Source organism: Thermus sp. KWY1 (genome assembly GCF_057547025.1).
In genome coordinates this window covers 265,894-283,194 of sequence record NZ_BAAJPG010000023.1, presented here as the reverse complement: position 1 = coordinate 283,194, position 17,301 = coordinate 265,894, and the positions used below count along the sequence as shown (strand labels likewise).

The window sequence follows — 17,301 nt, the reverse complement described above, 5'->3', positions numbered from 1 at the left end:
GCTAAGGGAGCTTAGTCAACAACCGGGAGCAGAGTGTGACCCTCCCCACTTGCCGGGAAAACCCCAAAGGTTGTAGTATTTCAGGCGTCTGCCCCAAGATGTGGGGGAAACACCCCGAGGGGGTCTGGAGGATTTATGGAACGGTATTTCTTTGACGATCACGCGCAAGCCATCGCCAGGCGCCAGTATTTCCAGGAAGGGGACGGGGATATCCTCGGCATGTTCCGCCGGGTGGCCCGGGAGATCGCCAAGGTGGAAAAACCCGAGGACCGGGCCTACTGGGAGGAAAAGTTCTATGACCTCATGGCCTCCAAGCGCTTCTCTCCCGGCGGGCGCATCCTGGCCGGGGCAGGCACCCCCCACGGCAACCTCCTGAACTGCTTCGTGCAGGGAGCCACCCAGTACCCCCCGGAAAGCTTCGATGGGATCATGGAGGTGGCCAAAAAGCTGGCCCTGGTCACCAAGGTGGGCGGGGGGAACGGGGTCAACCTGGACCCCTACCGCTCCAAGGGGAACCGCCAGCGCCGGGCGGTGCGGGGCGTGGCCTATCTTTCCGCCCGCCACCCCGACGTGGCCGACTTCATCCGGGGCCTCATGCGCCCCCCCACCAACCCGGAAGGGGAAAAGGAGGAGATCGCTCTGAAGAACTTCGTGCGGGCGGTCTACGGGGAGGTTTCCCCTGAACTTAGGGACCTGGCGGAACGCTACGGGGTCCTGGTGGTCCAGGAACCCCCTCCCGGAGCCATCCAGGTACCCGACGACATGGGGGGCATTGTGGAAGCCGCCAAAGAGGCAACCGCCTTGGCCCTGAAGGGCCTCGAGCCCCACGTGGACTTCTCCCTCCTTCGGCCCGAGGGAGCCCCCATCCGGGGCTCCGGGGGTACCAGCTCCGGCCCGGTGAGCTTCCTCATGGAGATCTTCGACAACTTCCTGGAGTGGGCCGCCCTAGGAGGGGAGGAAGCCGGGCCCGTGGCCACCTTACGGTATGTGTACGCCCCGGTGCTCCGGGTGGTGAGGCAGGGCGGGACCCGCCGCGGGGCGGGGATGGCTACCCTTTCCATAGAGCACCCCGACCTCCTGGACTTCCTCACCGCCAAGGACCTGGACCGGGAAAAGGCCGAGGGGGATATCTCCACCTTCAACATCTCCGTCCTGGTCACCGAAGCCTTCATGAAGGCCCTCGAGGAGGACGCCCTCTGGCCCGTGACCCCCATTGAGGTGCCGGGAAAGTACTACCCCCATCCCCTAGGAAGCACCTACACGGGCCAGATCCCTGCCCTGCCGGAGCGGGAGGATGGGGCCAAACCCGTCCCCCTTTTCGGGGGCAAGGTTCCCGCCCGCTGGCTCTGGCACGAGATCGCCTGGCACGCCTGGGCCACCGGGGAGCCAGGGCTTATCTTCGTGGACCGCATCAACGAGCTTTCCGCCCTCAAGGGCCTCGGGCCCAGGTACCAGATCCGCTCCACCAACCCCTGCTTTGTGGGCTCCACCCGCATCCCCACGGAAAGGGGCCTCGTCCCCATCGAGGAGCTTGCCCAGGAAGGGGGTAGCTTCTACCTGGTCACGGACGCCCGGGCCCCCCTTGGAGGGATGGGGCGGCCTGCCTCAGGTAAGGGTGCGGTAGTGAGAAAAGCAACCCAGGCCTTCTTCACCGGGGTGAAGCCCGTAGTCCGCCTCCGCACCCGGGAGGGGCTAGAGCTCACCCTCACCCCGGACCACCTCCTCCTGACTCCGAGGGGGTACAAGGAGGCGGGGAGCCTGAAGCCGGGGGACAAGGTCCTGGTGCAAAGCGGCGAGGGGCTTTTCCCCAAGGAGGACACCCTGCCCGCCCCTGCCCTGGCCGTGGCCCGGGAGCGGGTGGCCACCGCAGGGGGACGGGGAGGAAAAGGCCGGGCGGACGTCCGGGAAAAGTACCACAACCTCCCCACCCATTGGAGCCGGGAGCTCGGGATAGCCCTAGGCTGGCTTTTAGGGGACGGCTACCTGCGGGAAGATGGGGTGGGCTTCTACTTCTCCCGCAAGGACTTCGCCGCCCTCAGCTGGCTTCCTGACCTTCTCCGGGACTGGTTCGGCGGAGGAAGCCTCCAGGAAACCCCCTCTAACACCTTCCACCTCCACTTCAACCGCATCCCCGCGGAGTTCTTCCAGGCCCTAGGGGTTAAGGTCGCCAAGGCCACGGAGAAACGGGTCCCGGAAAGCCTCTTCCGTGCCCCCAGGGAAGCCGTGGTGGGCTTCCTCCAAGGCCTCTTCAGCGCCGATGGCTCGGTGCAGGTGAACAAAGAGGGATTCTGCTCCGTTCGCTTAAGCTCCTCCAGCACTCACCTGCTCCAGGACGTCCAGCTCCTCCTCCTCAACCTCGGGATTTACGCAAGGATTTACCTGAGGCGACAGGGGAGCTCCAAAGACTTACCGGATGGCCGCGGGGGGATGAAAAGCTACACAATTGCTCCCCAGTACGAGCTAATCATCTATGGCGCCGACCTGGTGGCTTTCGCACAAAAAGTCGGCTTCTTGCAACCTGAGAAGAATGCCCACCTAGGGGAGCTCACTAGCCGCAAAAGGCGCTCGAGGCACGCTTTCCAAGCTACGGTGAAGAGCGTGGAACCCGCGGGAGAGGCCCCCGTCTACGACCTTACTGAACCCGTGACCCATAGCCTCATCGCTAATGGTGTTGTGGCTCACAATTGCGGTGAGGTCCCCCTCACCGTGGGCGAGCCCTGCGATCTTGGGGCCTTGAACCTAGCCGCCTACGTGAAGGAGGGGGAGTTCCAGATGGAGGAGTTCAGGAGGGATGTCCACACGGCCATCCGCTTCCTGGACAACGTTCTGGACGTGAACAGGTTCGCCCTTCCCGACAACGAGGAGGCGGCCAAGAAGCTCAGGAGGCTTGGCCTCGGGGTCATGGGCCTGGCGGACGCCCTCATCAAGATGGGCCTCCCCTACTCCTGCGAGGAGGCCAGGGAGAAGGTCTACGAGATCATGTCCGCCATGCGGGAGGAGGCCATCAAGGCCTCGGAGGCCCTCGCAAAGGAAAGGGGGGTCTTCCCCCTCTACGAGGCGCACCGGGAGTACTTTGAGGCCCTGGGAATCAAGCCCAGGCGCAACGTGGCCCTCCTCACCGTGGCCCCCACCGGCACCACCAGCATGGTCATGGGGGTTTCTAGCGGCATCGAGCCCGTCTTCAGCCCCTTCGTGTGGCGGCGGATCGGCGGGGAGTACAAGCCCCTCCTCCACCCCCTCTTCGTGGAGCTGATGGAGGCCTACCCACCCCATCCCGATTACGAGAAGGACGGAAAGTGGGACTGGGAGAAGATCATCGCCGCCATCCAGGAGGACGGGCACGGCTCGGTCAAGAACCTTCCCTTCGTCCCCGAGGCGATTCGCCGGGTCTTCGAGTGCGCCCACGACATCCATCCCCTGGACCACGTGCGGATGCAGGGAGCCGTGCAGCGAGCCTTCGACGCCGAAGGGTACGCCGGAAACTCCCTCTCCAAGACCATCAACCTCCCCAACCACGCCACTGTGGAGGAGGTGGAGGCCGCTTATCTGGAGGCCTACCGCACGGGGTGCAAGGGCATCACCGTCTACCGGGATGGCTCCCGGGAGTTCCAGGTGCTCACGGTGAGGAAAGAGGAGAAGAAGTCAGAGGAGGACAAGGAAGAAGCTCCCTTGGCTTCCCGCCCTGCTCCCCAGGCCCCCTCGCCAGCGCCTCAACCGGGCACCCCCATGTACGAGCGCCCGGGCAGGCTCATGGGCTTTACCGACATGGTCAAGCTCCTCTCCCCCGACGGGGGCAAGCGGAGCTTCCTGGTCACGGTGAACATGCTGGGGGGAAGGCCTATAGAGGTCATCCTCACCTCGGGCAAGGCGGGGGACGAGGCCAACGCCGACTCCGAGGCCCTGGGCCGGGTGGTTTCCATCGCCCTCCAGTACGGGGTGCCCCCGGAGGCCATCGTGAGAACCCTCAGGGGCATCAACGGCGGTCTTTACGGCACCTACCAGGGTAGGCTGGTTTCCAGCAAGGCGGACCTGATCGCCGTGGCCCTGGAAACCATCCCCGAGGTCCTGAAGGGGGAGGCCACCGCTGCCCCCAAGGCAGCCCCTGGCCAGCCCCGTGGGGGCTACCTTGACGAGTTGACCGAGGTACCCGCTCTCTCTGGCGGTTCGCTCGGGGTATGGGGGCCCCAAGGCGGCCTGGCCCTGGCGGGAGCCACCAAGTGCCCCTCCTGTGGGGAGGTGGCCCTGGTGCGGGAGGAAGGATGCTACAAGTGCCAGGCCTGCGGCTACTCCAAGTGCGGTTAGACCTCAGGTAAGGGTGTCCAGGCCCCACCAGCCGCCCTGGTGGGGCCCTTAAACTAAGGGCATGGTACAGCCTCGGCGCTTCACCCGCGAGGAGTACCACCGCCTCCTGGAAGCCGGCGTGATTCAGGAGGACGAACGGGTGGAGCTCATAGAAGGTACCGTGGTGGAGATGAGCCCCATAGGAAGCCAGCATGCGGCCGTGGTGAAAAGGCTCAATGCCCTCTTCCACCAAACCCTGGCCGGCCAGGCCCTGGTGGGGGTACAGGATCCCATTCGGCTTTCCCCCCTCTCCGAACCCCAGCCCGACCTGGTTCTCCTAAGGCCCCGCCCGGACTTCTACGCCCAGGACCACCCCGGTCCGGAGGACATTTTTCTTCTAGTGGAGGTGGCCGAGGCTTCCCTAAGCTATGACCGCCAGGTAAAGCTTCCCCTTTATGCCCAGGCAGGGATTCCCGAGGTGTGGCTGGTGAACCTCGGGGAAAGGAGGGTAGAGGTTTATCGGAATCCCCTGGGAGGGGGCTACCAGGAGATGCGGGAGCTAGGCCCTGAGGATACCCTATCCCCCATGGCCTTCCCCCAGGTTTCCCTGAAGGTAAGGGAGCTTCTGCCTTGATCCGCATCAAGATCTGCGGCATCACCCGGCTGGAGGACGCCCTTCTGGCGGAAGCCCTGGGGGCCTTCGCCGTGGGATTCGTCTTTGCTCCGGGCTCCAGAAGGCGGGTGGACCTCGAGGTGGCCCGGGCCATCTCGGAGGCTTTGGGCCCCTTTGTGGTTCGGGTAGGGGTCTTCCAAAACCAAGGCCCCGAGGAGGTGCTGAGGCTTGCGGAACGGGCCAGGCTCCAGGTGGTCCAGCTCCATGGCCAGGAGCCCCCGGAGTGGGCGGAGGCCATCGGCAGGCACTTTCCCGTCATCAAGGCCTTTCCCCTAACCGGTCCTGCGGATCCCGGCTGGGCCCAGTACCCCGCAGGCGCCCTTCTGCTGGATAGCAAGGCTCCAGGAAGCGGCCAAACCTACCCCAGGGACTGGGCCAAGCCCCTTTTGCAAACGGGAAAGCGCATCATCCTGGCCGGTGGGATAACCCCCGAAAACCTGGAGGAGGTTCTGGCCCTGAGGCCCTACGCCATCGACCTGGCCAGCGGGGTGGAAAGGGCCCCGGGGATAAAGGACGAGGCCAAGCTAAAAGCTCTTTTCGCTAAGGGAAGGGTCTGGAATCCCGGCGTATGATGGGGAAGTGATTGGCAGGAAGCATCCCTACTTCCCCTACCTCGAGGCCATGCTGGAAGCCGCCCACCTGGCCAAGGGCATCCACGCCTATTACCAAGCCAAGGGCTTCACCCACGGCACCAAGTCCGGCCCCACCGACCTGGTTACCCAGGCGGACCGGGAGTCGGAGGAAGCCATCAAGGAACTTCTCCTTTCCCGCTTCCCCGAGGCGGGCTTCTTGGGGGAAGAGGGGGGAAGCGAGGGGGGCAAGGCCCTCCGCTTCATCGTGGACCCCTTGGACGGCACCGTGAACTACGCCCATGGCTTTCCCTTCTATGGGGTCTCCCTTGCCCTCGAGGTGGAAGGGAAGATCCAGGTGGGGGTGGTGCTGGACACCAGCCGGGACGAGGCCTTTTACGCGGTACGGGGGGAAGGCGCCTTCCTAAACGGCCGGCCCATCCGGGTCACGGAGCGGAAGGAGCTTTTGGGAAGCCTCCTCGCCACGGGGTTTCCCTACGATGTGGCCAAGGACCCGGAAAACCTCACCTACTTCCACCGGGCCTTGTCCAGGGGACTCCTGGTGCGCCGGCCGGGGGCGGCGGCCTTGGACCTGGTGTACGTGGCTGCCGGGAGGCTGGAGGGCTTCTGGGAGGTGAAGCTGAACCCCTGGGATGTGGCCGCAGGCTGGCTCATAGTGGAGGAGGCGGGGGGCACGGTCACCGACCTGGAAGGAAGGCCCTACCGCCTTGGGCACCGCTACATCGTGGCCACCAACGGCCACATCCATGAGGCCCTCATCCAGACCCTCCTGGCCCAGGGCTAGAATGGAAACCGGTATGGACCTCGAGGCCAAGAAGAAAGTCCTGCGGAGCTTCACCTATGGCCTTTACATCCTCACAGCCAAGGACGGGGAGGACTACGCCGCCGGCACCGTGAACTGGGTGACCCAGGCCTCCTTCACCCCTCCCCTCGTCGCCCTAGGGGTTAAGCGGGATAGCCGCCTGCATGAGCTTATCCAGCGCACGGGCAAGCTGGCCCTCATGACCCTGGCCCAGGACCAGAAACAGATCGCCCAGGATTTCTTCAAACCCACGGTGCGGGAGGGAAGCACCCTGAACGGCCATCCCTTTGAACCCTCCCCCACCTTTGGCCTTCCCCTCCTCACCGAGCTTCCCTACTGGCTCGAGGCCGAGGTGCGCCACATCTACGAGGGCGGGGACCACAGCGTGGTGGTGGCCGAGGTGGTGGAGGCCGGGGTGAGGCAGGAGGCCAAGCCCCTCATCATGTGGGACACGGGCTGGTTCTACGGGGGCTAGGGCAGCAAGGCCACGGGTACCTCCAGTCCTTCCGGTAGAAGGAAAGCCCTGACCCCATCGGTGCCGAAGATGACATAGGGCACCCGCCAGCGGGCCTCGCGGATATCGGTGGGGCTGGGGAAGGCAGGCCCCCGGGGATGGGAGTGGTAGATGGCCAGGAGGGCTAGACCCTCCCTTTCCATCTCCTTTAGGGCCCGAAGCAGGGCCAAGGGCTCGGCCAGATATCCCACCAGAGGCTCGGGATGGGCGTTGGGCAGGGGAATCACCCTCTCCACCTCCCGCCTCCCCGCCCAAAGCCCCACCCCTTCCCTGGGCGCCTCCTTTTGGAGGTGGGTGCGGGTTTCCTCCAAAAGCCTCCTGGGCACGTAGAGCACTTGGGACAATCGCCCCCTCCTTAGGCCTATACTATGGGCACCAAGAAGGAGGGAAGATGATCCCAGGAACCTCTCCCATCCGAACCGTGGCCCTGGTGGGCCATGCGGGAAGCGGCAAAACCACCTTGACCGAGGCCCTGCTTTTCCGAACTGGGGCCAAGGAACGCATGGGCCGGGTGGAGGACGGCACCACCACCACCGACTACACCCCCGAGGCCAAGCTCCACCGCACCACGGTGCGCACCGGGGTGGCCCCCCTGAAGTACAAGGACCACCGCATCTTCCTCCTGGACGCCCCGGGCTACGGGGATTTCGTGGGGGAGATCAGGGGGGCTTTGGAGGCCGCCGATGCCGCGCTGGTGGCCGTATCCGCGGAAAACGGGGTGCAGGTGGGCACGGAAAGGGCCTGGACCGTGGCCGAGCGGCTTGCTCTTCCCCGCATGGTGGTGGTCACCAAGCTGGACAAGGGCGGGGACTACTACGCCCTTCTGGAGGACCTCCGGGCCACCCTGGGGCACATCCTGCCCATCGACCTGCCCCTTTACCAAGGCGGGCGCTGGGTGGGGCTCATCGACGTCTTCCACGGCAAGGCTTACCGGTACGAGAACGGGCAGGAGGTGGAGGTCCCCGTGCCCGAGGAGGAGCGGGAGCGGGCCGAGCGCTTCCGCCAGGAGGTCCTCGAGGCCATCGTGGAAACCGACGAAGCCCTTCTGGAAAAGTACCTGGAGGGGGAAGAGGTGACCGGGGAGGCCCTGGAAAAAGCCTTCCACGAGGCGGTGCGCAAGGGCCTCCTCTACCCGGTGGCCCTGGCCTCGGGCACGGAAGGCATCGGGGTCCTGCCCCTCTTGGAGCTGATCCTGGAGGCCCTCCCTTCCCCGGAGGAACGCTTTGGGGAAGGCCCCGCCCTGGCCAAGGTCTTCAAGGTGCAGGTGGACCCCTTCATGGGCCAGGTGGCCTACGTGCGCCTTTACCGGGGCAGGCTGAAGCCAGGGGATACCCTCCAGAGCGAAGCGGGCGCCATCCGCCTACCCCACCTCTACGTGCCCATGGGCAAGGACCTCCTGGAGGTGGAGGAGGCGGAAGGAGGCTATATCCTGGGCCTCCCCAAGGCGGAAAACCTCCACCGGGGCATGGTGCTATGGCAGGGGGAACGGCCGGAAAGCGAGGCGGTACCCTTCGCCCGCCTGCCCGAGCCCAACGTGCCCGTGGCCATCCGGCCCAAGGGCAGGACCGACGAGGCCAAGCTGGGGGAGGCCCTGAGGAAGCTTCTGGAGGAGGACCCAAGCCTCAAGCTGGAGCGCCAGGAGGAGACGGGGGAGTTCCTGCTTTGGGGACACGGGGAGCTTCACCTCACCACCGCCAAGGAGCGCCTGGCCGACTACGGGGTGGAGGTGGAGTTCTCCGTGCCCAAGGTCCCCTACCGGGAAACCATCCGTAAGGTGGCCGAGGGGCAGGGCAAGTACAAGAAGCAGACCGGGGGGCACGGCCAGTACGGGGATGTGTGGCTGAGGCTGGAACCCGCCCCCGAGTACAGCTTTGAATGGCGCATCACCGGGGGGGTGATCCCCAGCAAGTACCAGGAGGCCATTGAGGAGGGGATCCTCGAGGCGGCCAAAAAGGGGGTCCTGGCGGGCTACCCGGTGATGGGCTTCAAGGCCATCGTCTATAACGGCTCCTACCACGAGGTGGACTCCTCGGACCTCGCCTTCCAGATCGCCGCCAGCATGGCCTTCAAGAAGGTGATGGAGCTGGCAAGCCCGGTTCTTCTGGAGCCCATCTACCAGATCAAGGTGATCGCCCCGCAGGAACGGGTGGGGGATATCCTCTCCGACCTCCAGGCAAGGCGGGGACGCATCCTGGGCATGGAGCAGGAAGGGGCCCTGGCGGCGGTGCGGGCTGAAGTACCCTTGGCGGAGGTTTTGGAGTACTACAAGGCCCTGCCCAGCCTCACCGGGGGGGCAGGGGCCTACACCCTGGAGTTCAGCCACTACGCGGAGGTGCCCCCCCACCTGGCGCAGAAGATCGTGCAGGAGCGCAAGAGCGCCGAGGAAACCTAAGCCTTGGAGGCCATGGCGGAAACCCCCCTTCAAGCGCTTTCCCGGCTCCGGGAGGCCCTGCAGGAGGTCCTCTTCGGCCAGGAGGAGGCCATAGAGGCCCTTCTGGCCACCCTGCTGGCCCGGGGGCACGCCCTTTTGGAGGGCGTTCCGGGCCTGGGAAAGACCCTCCTGGCGGAAAGCTTCGCCAAGGGAAGCGGCCTAAGCTACAAGCGCATCCAGTTCACCCCCGACCTCCTGCCCCAGGACCTCACGGGAAGCGAGGTGTTCCGGGAGGGGCGGTTTGAGTTCGTGAGAGGCCCCCTCTTCGCCCAGGTGGTCCTGGCGGACGAGATCAACCGGGCCCCGCCCAAGGTGCAGTCGGCCCTCCTCGAGGCCATGCAGGAACGGGCGGTGACCGCAGGAGGGGTGCGCTACCCCCTGCCCGAGCCCTTCTTCGTGGTGGCCACGCAAAACCCTTTAGAGCTTGAGGGCACCTACCCTCTCCCAGAGGCCCAGCTGGACCGCTTCACCGCCAAAATCCCCTTCCGCCCCCCCAGGCGGGAGGTGTGGCTCAGGATCCTCACGGAGGAGCCCCGGATTCCCGAACCCCTGGGGGTGGACTTCCCCAAGGCCCAGGAGGAGGTGCGGGGGGTCAGGGTGGCCAGGGAGGCCCTCGAGGCCATCACCCACGTGGCCTTTCTCACGCAGGAGGACCGGCGCCTGCGCATGGGCCTCTCCCCCCGGGGGGCCAAGGCCTGGCTGGCCCTGGCCCGGGCCTTGGCCTACCTCAGGGCCAAGCCCCTGGTGGACTGGAAGGAGCTTAGGGACGCAGCCTTCCTGGCCCTTCCCCATCGGCTTTTCCTCACGGAGGAGGCCCTTTACGAGGGGGAAAGCGCCGAGGGAATCCTGAAGGAGCTTCTCAGGAAGGGGGGCATCCCCTAGGAAGGAGGCAGGGTATGCGCTGGATCCGGTTTTTTCACGAGGTGGGCCTGGAGGATGTGGCTTTGGTGGGGGGTAAGAACGCCTCCCTGGGGGAGATGATCCGGGAGCTAAGCCCCCTGGGGGTGAAGGTGCCCGGGGGATTTGCCACCACCAGCGAGGCCTACTGGTATTTCCTCACGGCCAACGGCCTCAAGGAGGCCATCGCCCAGGAGCTTAAGGACCTGGACCCCGATGACCCCATCCTCCTGGCCCGGGCAAGCCGCCGCCTGAGAAACCTGATCCTGAAGGGGGAATACCCCGAGGACCTGGAGGAGGAGATCCGCCAGGCCTACCGAACGCTTTCCCAGGAAGCCGGGGAGGAAGCCCTCCCTGTGGCCGTGCGCAGCAGCGCCACCGCCGAGGACCTCCCCACCGCCAGCTTCGCCGGGCAACAGGAAAGCTACCTCTATGTGCAAGGGGAGGAGGAACTCCTCCTCCATGTGAAGCGGGCCATGGCCAGCCTCTTCACCGCCCGGGCCATCAGCTACCGGGCCCACATGGGCTTTGACCACCTGAAGGTGGCCCTCTCCGTGGGGGTGCAGCGCATGGTGCGGGCGGACACCGCCACAAGCGGGGTGATCTTCACCCTGGACCCCGACACCGGCCACCGGGGCTTCGTCTACATCACCGCCATCTACGGACTGGGGGAGAACATCGTCCAGGGGAGGGTGGGACCCGACGCCTACTACGTGCACAAGGAAACCCTCAAAGCCGGCTACCGGGCCCTGGTCCACAAGAAACTGGGCCCCAAGGAGCTTACCCTGGCCTTTGACCCCAGGGAGGGCCGGCTGAGAAACCGTCCCACCCCTCCTTACCTCCGGAACCAGTTCGCCCTTTCCGAGGATGAGGCTCTCCTCCTGGCCGACTGGTCCATCCGGATTGAGGAGCATTACAGCGGGAAGCGGGGAACTCCCACCCCCATGGACATCGAGTGGGCCAAGGACGGGCCCACGGGGGAGCTTTTCATCCTGCAGGCCCGGCCCGAAACCGTGCACTCCCAGAAGGCCCCGGTGCTCCGCATCCACCGCCTTTTGGAAAGGGGCGAGGTCCTGGCCGAGGGCCTGGCGGTGGGGGAAGCCATCGCCACGGGAAGGGCCCGGGTGCTTAAGGACCCCAAGGAGATGGATCGCTTCCAGGAGGGTGAGGTCCTGGTCACGGAAACCACCAACCCCGACTGGGAGCCCATCATGAAGCGGGCAGCGGCCATCGTCACCGAACGGGGTGGGCGCACCTCCCACGCCGCCATCGTGGCCCGGGAGCTGGGGGTACCGGCGGTGGTAGGGGCGGTGGGAGCCACCCGGCTCATTCCCGAGGGAGAAGAGGTCACGGTCTCCTGCGCTGAGGGGGAGGTGGGGCGCGTCTACCGCGGGGCCCTGGCCTTTGAGGTGGAGGAGGTGCGCCCGGAAACCCTCCCCAGGACCCGCACCCGGATCCTGGTCAATGTGGGTACCCCGGAGGAGGCCCTAAGGGTAAGCCTCCTGCCCACGGACGGGGTGGGGCTATTGCGCATGGAGTTCGTCTTCGCCAGCCACGTGCGCATCCACCCCCTGGCCCTAACCCGCTTCGAAACCCTGCCCGAGAAGGTGCGGCGCCAGGTGGAGGAGCTCACCGAGGCCTACCCCGACAAAAGGGCCTACTTCGTGGATACCCTGGCCCAGGGGATCGGCCTCATCGCCGCGGCCTTTTACCCCAGGCCCGTCCTCCTCCGCTTCTCCGACTTCAAGACCAACGAGTACGCCCGCCTCGTCGGGGGGCACCTCTTTGAGCCCAAGGAGGAAAACCCCATGCTGGGCTGGCGGGGGGCGAGCCGCTACTACCACCCCGACTACAAGGAGGGCTTCCTCCTCGAGGTGGCGGCGGTCAAGAAGGTGCGGGAGGAGATGGGCCTCAAGAACCTCATGGTGATGGTGCCCTTCTGCCGCACCCCCGAGGAGGGGGCCAGGGTTTTGGAGGTGATGGCGGAGGGAGGCTTGAAACGGGGAGAGGAGGGCCTCGAGGTCTACGTGATGGCGGAGATTCCCTCCAATGTCCTCGAGGCTGAGGCCTTCGCCGAGCTCTTTGACGGGTTTTCCATCGGCTCCAACGACCTCACCCAGCTGGCTTTAGGCCTGGACCGGGATTCGGAACGGGTGGCCTGGCTCTTCGACGAAAGGCGGGAAACCGTCAAACTCCTCTCGGCCATGCTCATAGAAAAGGCCCACGCCAAAGGGAAAAAGGTGGGCATCTGCGGCCAGGCCCCTTCCGACTACCCCGAGTTCGCCGCCTTCTTGGTGGCCAAGGGCATCGACTCCCTAAGCCTCAACCCCGACGCCCTCCTGCGCACGGTGAAGAAGGTGGCGGAGATCGAAGCCGCCCTGGGCCCTGGTGCCTGAAGCCCAGGCCAGGGTACGCTGGGGCATGGTCCGTGAACCCTTTAACGCCCTAAGCCATGCCCTGGGGGTGCCCCTAGCCCTTTTGGGAAGCGCCTTCCTCCTTCTCCTCGCCCCCAGGGAGGTCTGGCCCGCTCTCCTCATCTTCGGGCTCACCATGGCCTTCATGTTCGGTGCCAGCACCCTTTACCACGCCCTGCGGGTGGGGGATCGGGCCCTGGCCTGGCTCAGGCGGCTGGACCATGCGGCCATCTTCCTCTTCATCGCCGGAAGCTACACCCCCTTTCTGGTGGAGGGCCTTCAGGAAAGCTGGAAACCCTTCGCCCTGGGCCTGGTGTGGAGCCTGGCCCTCCTGGGGGTGGGCTTCCGCCTCTTCTTCCTCAGGGCACCCCGGTGGCTCTACACCCTGGCCTACCTGGCCCTGGGTTGGCTTTCCGTCTTCTTTCTCCCCAAGCTCCACCTGCCCCTTCCCACCTTCGGCCTTATGGCCCTCTCCGGGGCCTTCTACACCCTGGGAGCCTGGGTGTATGCGAGAAAGAAGCCGGACCCCTGGCCGGGGAAAGTGGGGTTTCACGGCCTGTGGCATCTCCTGGTCCTTGTGGGAAGCCTTTTTATGTACCTGGCGGTTCTAAGCCTGTACACCTAGCTTTCTCATGAGAAAGTGAGTATCCTGGAGGGTATGGAACCTCCCCTCATCCTGATCGTGGAGGACGAAAAGGACATCGCCCGCTTCATCGAGCTGGAACTGCAAGCCGAGGGCTACCGCACCGAGGTGGCCTACGACGGCATCACCGGCCTTTCCCGCTTCCGGGAGGTGAACCCCAACCTGGTGATCCTGGACCTGATGCTTCCCGTCATGGACGGGATCGAGGTGGCCAAGCGCATCCGCAAGACCTCCAACGTGCCCATCCTCATCCTCACCGCCAAGGACCGCATCGAGGACAAGGTGGAGGGCCTGGACGCCGGGGCCGACGACTACCTGGTGAAGCCCTTTTCCATAGAGGAGCTCCTGGCCCGGGTGCGGGCCCACCTGCGCCGGGTGAGCCCGGCCATCACCGGGGAGATCAGGGTGGCGGACCTCATCATCAACCTCGAGGGCCGCGAGGTTTTCCGAAGCGGGCGGCGCATCGAGCTTTCCAACAAGGAGTTCGAGCTCCTGGAACTTCTCGCCAAGAACCCCGGGAAGGTCTTCAGCCGCTACGAGATCGAGGAAAAGGTCTGGCCTGGCTACCAGGGGGGAAGCAACGTGGTGGACGTCTACATCGGCTACCTGCGCAAGAAGCTGGAGGCCGCAGGGGAAAGGCGCCTGATCCACACGGTGCGGGGCGTGGGGTACGTGCTCCGTGAGGATTGACGCATTCCTCCCATGCCCCACCTTGAAGCAGCCCTAAGGGCCTCCTCGCCGGGGTTCCAAAGCCAGGGCAGGGCGGTATGACCCTGCGCTCCCGCATCACCCTCCTCACCGCAGGCCTCCTCCTGGTAACCCTCTTGGTGCTGGGGCTGGCCCTGGAAGGCCTCTTGCGGGGCTTCCTTTACCGCTCCCTGCGCCAGGAGCTTCTGGAGGCCAGCAACCAGGTGGTCCGCCTCCTGAACCTGGGCGGCCAGGCCCTCCTGGAGGCCGGGCTTCCCGCAAGCCTCTATGCGGAGCTCCAGCTTCTTCCCGAGGAAAACCCCGCCCTTCTGGCCCGGGAAGGGGGGATCAGCCTGCAGAAAAGCCCCGCCTTAGGAAGTCAGCGCCTGCTCCTAAAGGAGGCGGACTACCACGCCCTTCTGGAGCGGGGCGAGGCCTGGGCCTACGCCGAGCTGCCGCGGGAAGGACCCCCCTTAAAGCTTCTGGTCTACGCCCGCCGGGTGGAGGTCAACCTGGGGGGAACCGTGTGGCAGGGAGCCCTCTTGGTGGGAAAGCCCGTGGAGAACCTGGAGAGCACCCTCTCCCAGTTCGCCCGCATCTATGCGGGTACGGCGCTTCTCGTGCTCCTCCTCTCCATCCTCCTGGCCAGGAACCTGGTGGCCCGGGCCCTGGAACCCCTGGAATGGGTGGCCCGGCGGGCCGAGGCCATCACCACCCGCCCCGAACCCCTGCCCGAACCCGAGGGGCGGGACGAGGTGGCCACCCTGGTGCGGGCCTTAAACGGCATGCTTTCCCGGATGCAGCAGGCCTTCCTGGCCCAGACCCGCTTCCTCCAGGATGCCTCCCACGAGCTCAGAACCCCCATCACCGCCATTCTGGGCCACGTGGGCTTCCTGCTGCGCCGCACCCCCCTCACCGAGGCCCAGCGGGAGAGCCTCGAGGTGGTGAAGCGGGAAGCGGAGCGCATGGGGAAGCTGGTGTCGGACCTTCTGGAGCTCTCCCAAACCGGTTCCTGGCGCATGGAACCGGCCCCTGTCCGCATCCAAGACCTCCTGGAGGAGGTGAAGGAGGAGTTCGCCAAGAGCTTTGAGGGGGAGATTGAGGTGGAAGCCTCCCCAGAGCTTTGGGTGCAAGGCGACCCGGACCGGCTCCACCAGGTCCTGGCCAACCTCCTCTCCAACGCCATCAAAGCGGGGGCCCGGCACATCTGGCTCAGGGCCTTTGACCTGGGGGAGAAGGTGGTGGTGCGGGTGGAAGACGACGGGGAAGGCATCCCCAAGGAGCACCTTCCCCACCTTTTCGAGCGCTTCTACCGGGTGGACAAGGCCCGGGACCGGGAGCGGGGGGGGTCGGGGCTGGGCCTCGCCATCGTGAAGGCCATCCTCGAGGCCCACGGGGGGGAGATCTGGGTGGAAAGCGAGGTGGGCAAGGGAACGGCCTTCAGCTTCTCCCTTCCTTCAGCCGCGCCACCGCCTCCTCCACGCTGATCTCCCCCCGGCGCAAGGCCTCCAACACCTCAAGCCTGTCTTCCCCTTCCTCTGCGGCCTCGTAGCCCAGGGCCTTGAGGAGAGCGTCCAGCCGCGCCCGCACCGTGGGGTAGGAAACCCCTAGGATCCTCTCCACCTCCTTCAGGTTGCCCCGGGCCTTCACGAAAAGCCGCAGGAAGTCCAGGTGGTCCTTGGAAAGGAGGGCGAACTCGTTCAGCTGGAAGCGGCCGTGCACCTCGGTACCGCAAGAGGGGCAAAAGAGGGCCTTCACCGCCAAAGGAGCCTCGCAGGCCGGGCACCGCACGGGAACGGGTTTCATCACCATAGCCCCACCTTGATCTCCACTTCCTCCGCCTCCACCTCCAGCAGGGTTAAAGGCGGCAACACCCTAAAGGTCCAAAGGGCACCAAGAGGCAAGGGAATAGGCGCTCCTCCCCGGAAAAGGGCCCGGGTGTTCCACACCCAGAGGGCGAGGAGCAAACCCCACTCCAGGGCGCAAAGGGGAAGGGGGAGGACCAGGGGCAGGGGGAAAGGCCCCCGCACCCGAAGGTAGAGGAACCTGGGGCGCAAAGGGGGCCAAGCTGGCCTCACACCACCTCCACCAGCACCTGCACTGGATTGCCCTCCTCCTCCGCCTCGATCTCCACCAGTTTCCCCTCGGGCACCCCCTCCCGCACCAGGCGCAAGAGGTCCTTCAAATGTACCCCCCGGTCCTCCAGGGTGAGCTTGGCCTCTTCGGGCAGGAACTTCTCCAGAAGCTCCGCCAAGGCCAGGGGAAGGTTCACGTGGACCCGAACCGGCTTCCCCTTGTCGTGGGCCTGGATCCGCACCCTGAGGAGCCTGGCAGGAATCTGCGCCCGGGGCCTGGGTTCCTCCACCGCCTGAAGCAGGGCCAGGGCCTCCTCTACCCCAATCTCGCCGGAACGCACCATTTCCAGAATACGCCGTTTTTCCTCCATCTTATGCCTCCAGTTCCAGATTCCCCATGGCCACCCTGGCCCTGAGCTTGGCCTTCCCCTCTCCCAAGGACCAGCGCCGCCCGCCAGGGGCCGCCACCTGCCGCCAAGGTCCCGCCACCTCGAGGCCCCCCAGGCGCACCTGGGCCTCCACCTCCAGGTCCGAACCCGGCAGAAAGCGGAGCTCGGCGTTGCCCGCCCGCACCTCCAGGCGGTGCTCTCCATCCCGAAGGAAAAGGCCTGCTTCCAGGTTGCCTCCCGAAAGGGCCAGGTCCAGGCCCAAAAGCCCATCCCCTTCCAGGTTGGCCCCTAGGGCCCGGCCCTTGAGGACCACCCCGGCAAGCTCCACGTGGCTTCCCTTGGCCAAAAGCAAAACCTCGGCCCCCTCGGGAACCTTAAGCCTCCCCTCGCCCAGGGAAACCCGATAGACCGGGATCCCGCCCTCCAGGACTACCCCTCCACCCTCCGCCTCCAGCCCCTCCAACCCCGCCACCCCCACCACCTCGAGGCTGGCCCCGAACGCCTGCACCTGAACCCGAAACCCCTGGGGGTCAAAGACCTGGGAGGCCTCCACAGGAGGCCTTTCCCCACCAGCCAAGTCCCTTCCCTCCAGCACGGAAAGAAGCTCCAGGGCCTCCTCCGGGGTAAGGACCCCTTCCCTTACCATCTCCAAAATGCGCCGCTTATCCTCCATAGGAAACCTCCCCAAGCTCCGCCGGAGCCTCCGGGGCAAGCCTCTGGGCCCACCGCAAAAGAACCCGGGCCAGCCTCAGACGCCAGGGAGAACGAAGGGGCCTAAGGAGCCTCTCCCGCTCCGCCTCCAAAAGGAGCTCCTCGTGCCTCCTCTTCCCCACCCCCGGGTCCCACCATGGGCTCCACATCCTTCACCTCCTTGTGAAGGATTATAAACCCGTTGTTCCCAATCT

At 65.7% G+C, this 17,301-nt stretch carries 17 protein-coding genes; 11 read left to right on the top strand and 6 right to left on the bottom strand.

What is annotated here, in order from left to right:
* Nucleotides 1-135: 135 nt before the first annotated feature.
* The 5 genes from AC27GT_RS08165 to AC27GT_RS08145 all read left to right on the top strand — a co-directional run bounded on the left by AC27GT_RS08165 (nucleotide 136) and on the right by AC27GT_RS08145 (nucleotide 6,821).
* Nucleotides 136-4,302 carry an LAGLIDADG family homing endonuclease gene (locus tag AC27GT_RS08165; protein ID WP_487223917.1) on the top strand — a complete coding sequence of 1,389 codons (4,167 nt, stop codon included), beginning with the start codon at nucleotides 136-138 and terminating at the stop codon, nucleotides 4,300-4,302.
* Between the two features lie 61 nt (nucleotides 4,303-4,363).
* Nucleotides 4,364-4,915: a Uma2 family endonuclease gene (locus tag AC27GT_RS08160; RefSeq protein ID WP_487223916.1), complete on the top strand. Its 552-nt coding sequence runs from the start codon at nucleotides 4,364-4,366 to the stop codon at nucleotides 4,913-4,915.
* A complete protein-coding gene (locus tag AC27GT_RS08155) occupies nucleotides 4,915-5,526 on the top strand; it encodes a phosphoribosylanthranilate isomerase (protein ID WP_487223943.1) in 612 nt (203 codons plus the stop codon). The genes AC27GT_RS08160 and AC27GT_RS08155 overlap by 1 nt, the downstream gene beginning before the upstream one ends.
* Nucleotides 5,527-5,533: 7 nt before the next feature.
* On the top strand, nucleotides 5,534-6,328 hold the full coding sequence (locus AC27GT_RS08150; protein WP_487223915.1) for an inositol monophosphatase family protein: 795 nt from the start codon (nucleotides 5,534-5,536) through the stop codon (nucleotides 6,326-6,328).
* Between the two features lie 13 nt (nucleotides 6,329-6,341).
* Nucleotides 6,342-6,821, top strand: coding sequence for a flavin reductase family protein (locus AC27GT_RS08145; RefSeq protein ID WP_038071872.1), 480 nt, complete (start codon nucleotides 6,342-6,344; stop codon nucleotides 6,819-6,821).
* On the opposite strand, the gene AC27GT_RS08140 is transcribed toward AC27GT_RS08145, so the two are convergent.
* A complete protein-coding gene (locus AC27GT_RS08140; RefSeq protein ID WP_019550842.1) occupies nucleotides 6,818-7,204 on the bottom strand; it encodes a M67 family metallopeptidase in 387 nt (128 codons plus the stop codon). The genes AC27GT_RS08145 and AC27GT_RS08140 overlap by 4 nt on opposite strands.
* A 47-nt stretch (nucleotides 7,205-7,251) precedes the next feature.
* On the opposite strand from AC27GT_RS08140, the gene AC27GT_RS08135 reads away from it, so the two are divergent.
* From AC27GT_RS08135 to AC27GT_RS08110, 6 genes are all read left to right on the top strand, one after another.
* Nucleotides 7,252-9,252, top strand: a complete 2,001-nt coding sequence (locus AC27GT_RS08135) for an elongation factor G (protein ID WP_487223914.1) — start codon at nucleotides 7,252-7,254, stop codon at nucleotides 9,250-9,252.
* A 12-nt stretch (nucleotides 9,253-9,264) separates the two neighbouring features.
* On the top strand, nucleotides 9,265-10,173 hold the full coding sequence (locus tag AC27GT_RS08130) for an AAA family ATPase (RefSeq protein WP_487223913.1): 909 nt from the start codon (nucleotides 9,265-9,267) through the stop codon (nucleotides 10,171-10,173).
* Nucleotides 10,174-10,187: 14 nt separating this feature from the next.
* Nucleotides 10,188-12,584, top strand: a complete 2,397-nt coding sequence (gene ppsA, locus AC27GT_RS08125) for a phosphoenolpyruvate synthase (protein ID WP_487223912.1) — start codon at nucleotides 10,188-10,190, stop codon at nucleotides 12,582-12,584.
* Between the two features lie 25 nt (nucleotides 12,585-12,609).
* Nucleotides 12,610-13,227 carry a PAQR family membrane homeostasis protein TrhA gene (gene trhA, locus AC27GT_RS08120; protein ID WP_038071875.1) on the top strand — a complete coding sequence of 206 codons (618 nt, stop codon included), beginning with the start codon at nucleotides 12,610-12,612 and terminating at the stop codon, nucleotides 13,225-13,227.
* A 33-nt stretch (nucleotides 13,228-13,260) separates the two neighbouring features.
* Entirely contained in the window at nucleotides 13,261-13,935 is a 675-nt protein-coding gene (locus tag AC27GT_RS08115; RefSeq protein WP_015718029.1) for a response regulator transcription factor, read from the top strand.
* A 77-nt stretch (nucleotides 13,936-14,012) separates the two neighbouring features.
* Complete coding sequence (locus AC27GT_RS08110; RefSeq protein ID WP_015718030.1) at nucleotides 14,013-15,419, top strand: sensor histidine kinase; 1,407 nt, start codon at nucleotides 14,013-14,015, stop codon at nucleotides 15,417-15,419.
* On the opposite strand, the gene AC27GT_RS08105 is transcribed toward AC27GT_RS08110, so the two are convergent.
* The 5 genes from AC27GT_RS08105 to AC27GT_RS08085 are packed head-to-tail and all read right to left on the bottom strand — an operon-like array spanning nucleotide 15,373 to nucleotide 17,256.
* On the bottom strand, nucleotides 15,373-15,744 hold the full coding sequence (locus AC27GT_RS08105; RefSeq protein WP_038031236.1) for a DUF2089 domain-containing protein: 372 nt from the start codon (nucleotides 15,742-15,744) through the stop codon (nucleotides 15,373-15,375). The two genes, AC27GT_RS08110 and AC27GT_RS08105, sit on opposite strands and share 47 nt — an antisense overlap.
* Nucleotides 15,738-16,010: a hypothetical protein gene (locus AC27GT_RS08100; protein WP_038070400.1), complete on the bottom strand. Its 273-nt coding sequence runs from the start codon at nucleotides 16,008-16,010 to the stop codon at nucleotides 15,738-15,740. The genes AC27GT_RS08105 and AC27GT_RS08100 overlap by 7 nt, the downstream gene beginning before the upstream one ends.
* Nucleotides 16,007-16,378 carry an SHOCT-like domain-containing protein gene (locus AC27GT_RS08095; protein WP_054392177.1) on the bottom strand — a complete coding sequence of 124 codons (372 nt, stop codon included), beginning with the start codon at nucleotides 16,376-16,378 and terminating at the stop codon, nucleotides 16,007-16,009. The genes AC27GT_RS08100 and AC27GT_RS08095 overlap by 4 nt, the downstream gene beginning before the upstream one ends.
* A gap of 1 nt (nucleotide 16,379) precedes the next feature.
* Complete coding sequence (locus AC27GT_RS08090) at nucleotides 16,380-17,069, bottom strand: SHOCT-like domain-containing protein (protein ID WP_487223911.1); 690 nt, start codon at nucleotides 17,067-17,069, stop codon at nucleotides 16,380-16,382.
* Nucleotides 17,059-17,256: a hypothetical protein gene (locus AC27GT_RS08085; protein WP_038031244.1), complete on the bottom strand. Its 198-nt coding sequence runs from the start codon at nucleotides 17,254-17,256 to the stop codon at nucleotides 17,059-17,061. Before AC27GT_RS08085 ends, AC27GT_RS08090 begins: the two co-directional genes overlap by 11 nt.
* Nucleotides 17,257-17,301: the final 45 nt, after the last annotated feature.

Bases quoted from the DNA above. Each gene is read 5' to 3' on its own strand.
- AC27GT_RS08085 (WP_038031244.1), bottom strand. From the start codon at position 17,256: ATGTGGAGCCCATGGTGGGACCCGGGGGTGGGGAAGAGGAGGCACGAG.
- AC27GT_RS08130 (WP_487223913.1), top strand. From the start codon at position 9,265: ATGGCGGAAACCCCCCTTCAAGCGCTTTCCCGGCTCCGGGAGGCCCTG.
- AC27GT_RS08165 (WP_487223917.1), top strand. From the start codon at position 136: ATGGAACGGTATTTCTTTGACGATCACGCGCAAGCCATCGCCAGGCGC.
- AC27GT_RS08115 (WP_015718029.1), top strand. From the start codon at position 13,261: ATGGAACCTCCCCTCATCCTGATCGTGGAGGACGAAAAGGACATCGCC.
- trhA (WP_038071875.1), top strand. From the start codon at position 12,610: ATGGTCCGTGAACCCTTTAACGCCCTAAGCCATGCCCTGGGGGTGCCC.
- AC27GT_RS08135 (WP_487223914.1), top strand. From the start codon at position 7,252: ATGATCCCAGGAACCTCTCCCATCCGAACCGTGGCCCTGGTGGGCCAT.
- ppsA (WP_487223912.1), top strand. From the start codon at position 10,188: ATGCGCTGGATCCGGTTTTTTCACGAGGTGGGCCTGGAGGATGTGGCT.
- AC27GT_RS08160 (WP_487223916.1), top strand. From the start codon at position 4,364: ATGGTACAGCCTCGGCGCTTCACCCGCGAGGAGTACCACCGCCTCCTG.
- AC27GT_RS08110 (WP_015718030.1), top strand. From the start codon at position 14,013: ATGACCCTGCGCTCCCGCATCACCCTCCTCACCGCAGGCCTCCTCCTG.
- AC27GT_RS08090 (WP_487223911.1), bottom strand. From the start codon at position 17,069: ATGGAGGATAAGCGGCGCATTTTGGAGATGGTAAGGGAAGGGGTCCTT.
- AC27GT_RS08105 (WP_038031236.1), bottom strand. From the start codon at position 15,744: ATGGTGATGAAACCCGTTCCCGTGCGGTGCCCGGCCTGCGAGGCTCCT.
- AC27GT_RS08095 (WP_054392177.1), bottom strand. From the start codon at position 16,378: ATGGAGGAAAAACGGCGTATTCTGGAAATGGTGCGTTCCGGCGAGATT.
- AC27GT_RS08145 (WP_038071872.1), top strand. From the start codon at position 6,342: ATGGACCTCGAGGCCAAGAAGAAAGTCCTGCGGAGCTTCACCTATGGC.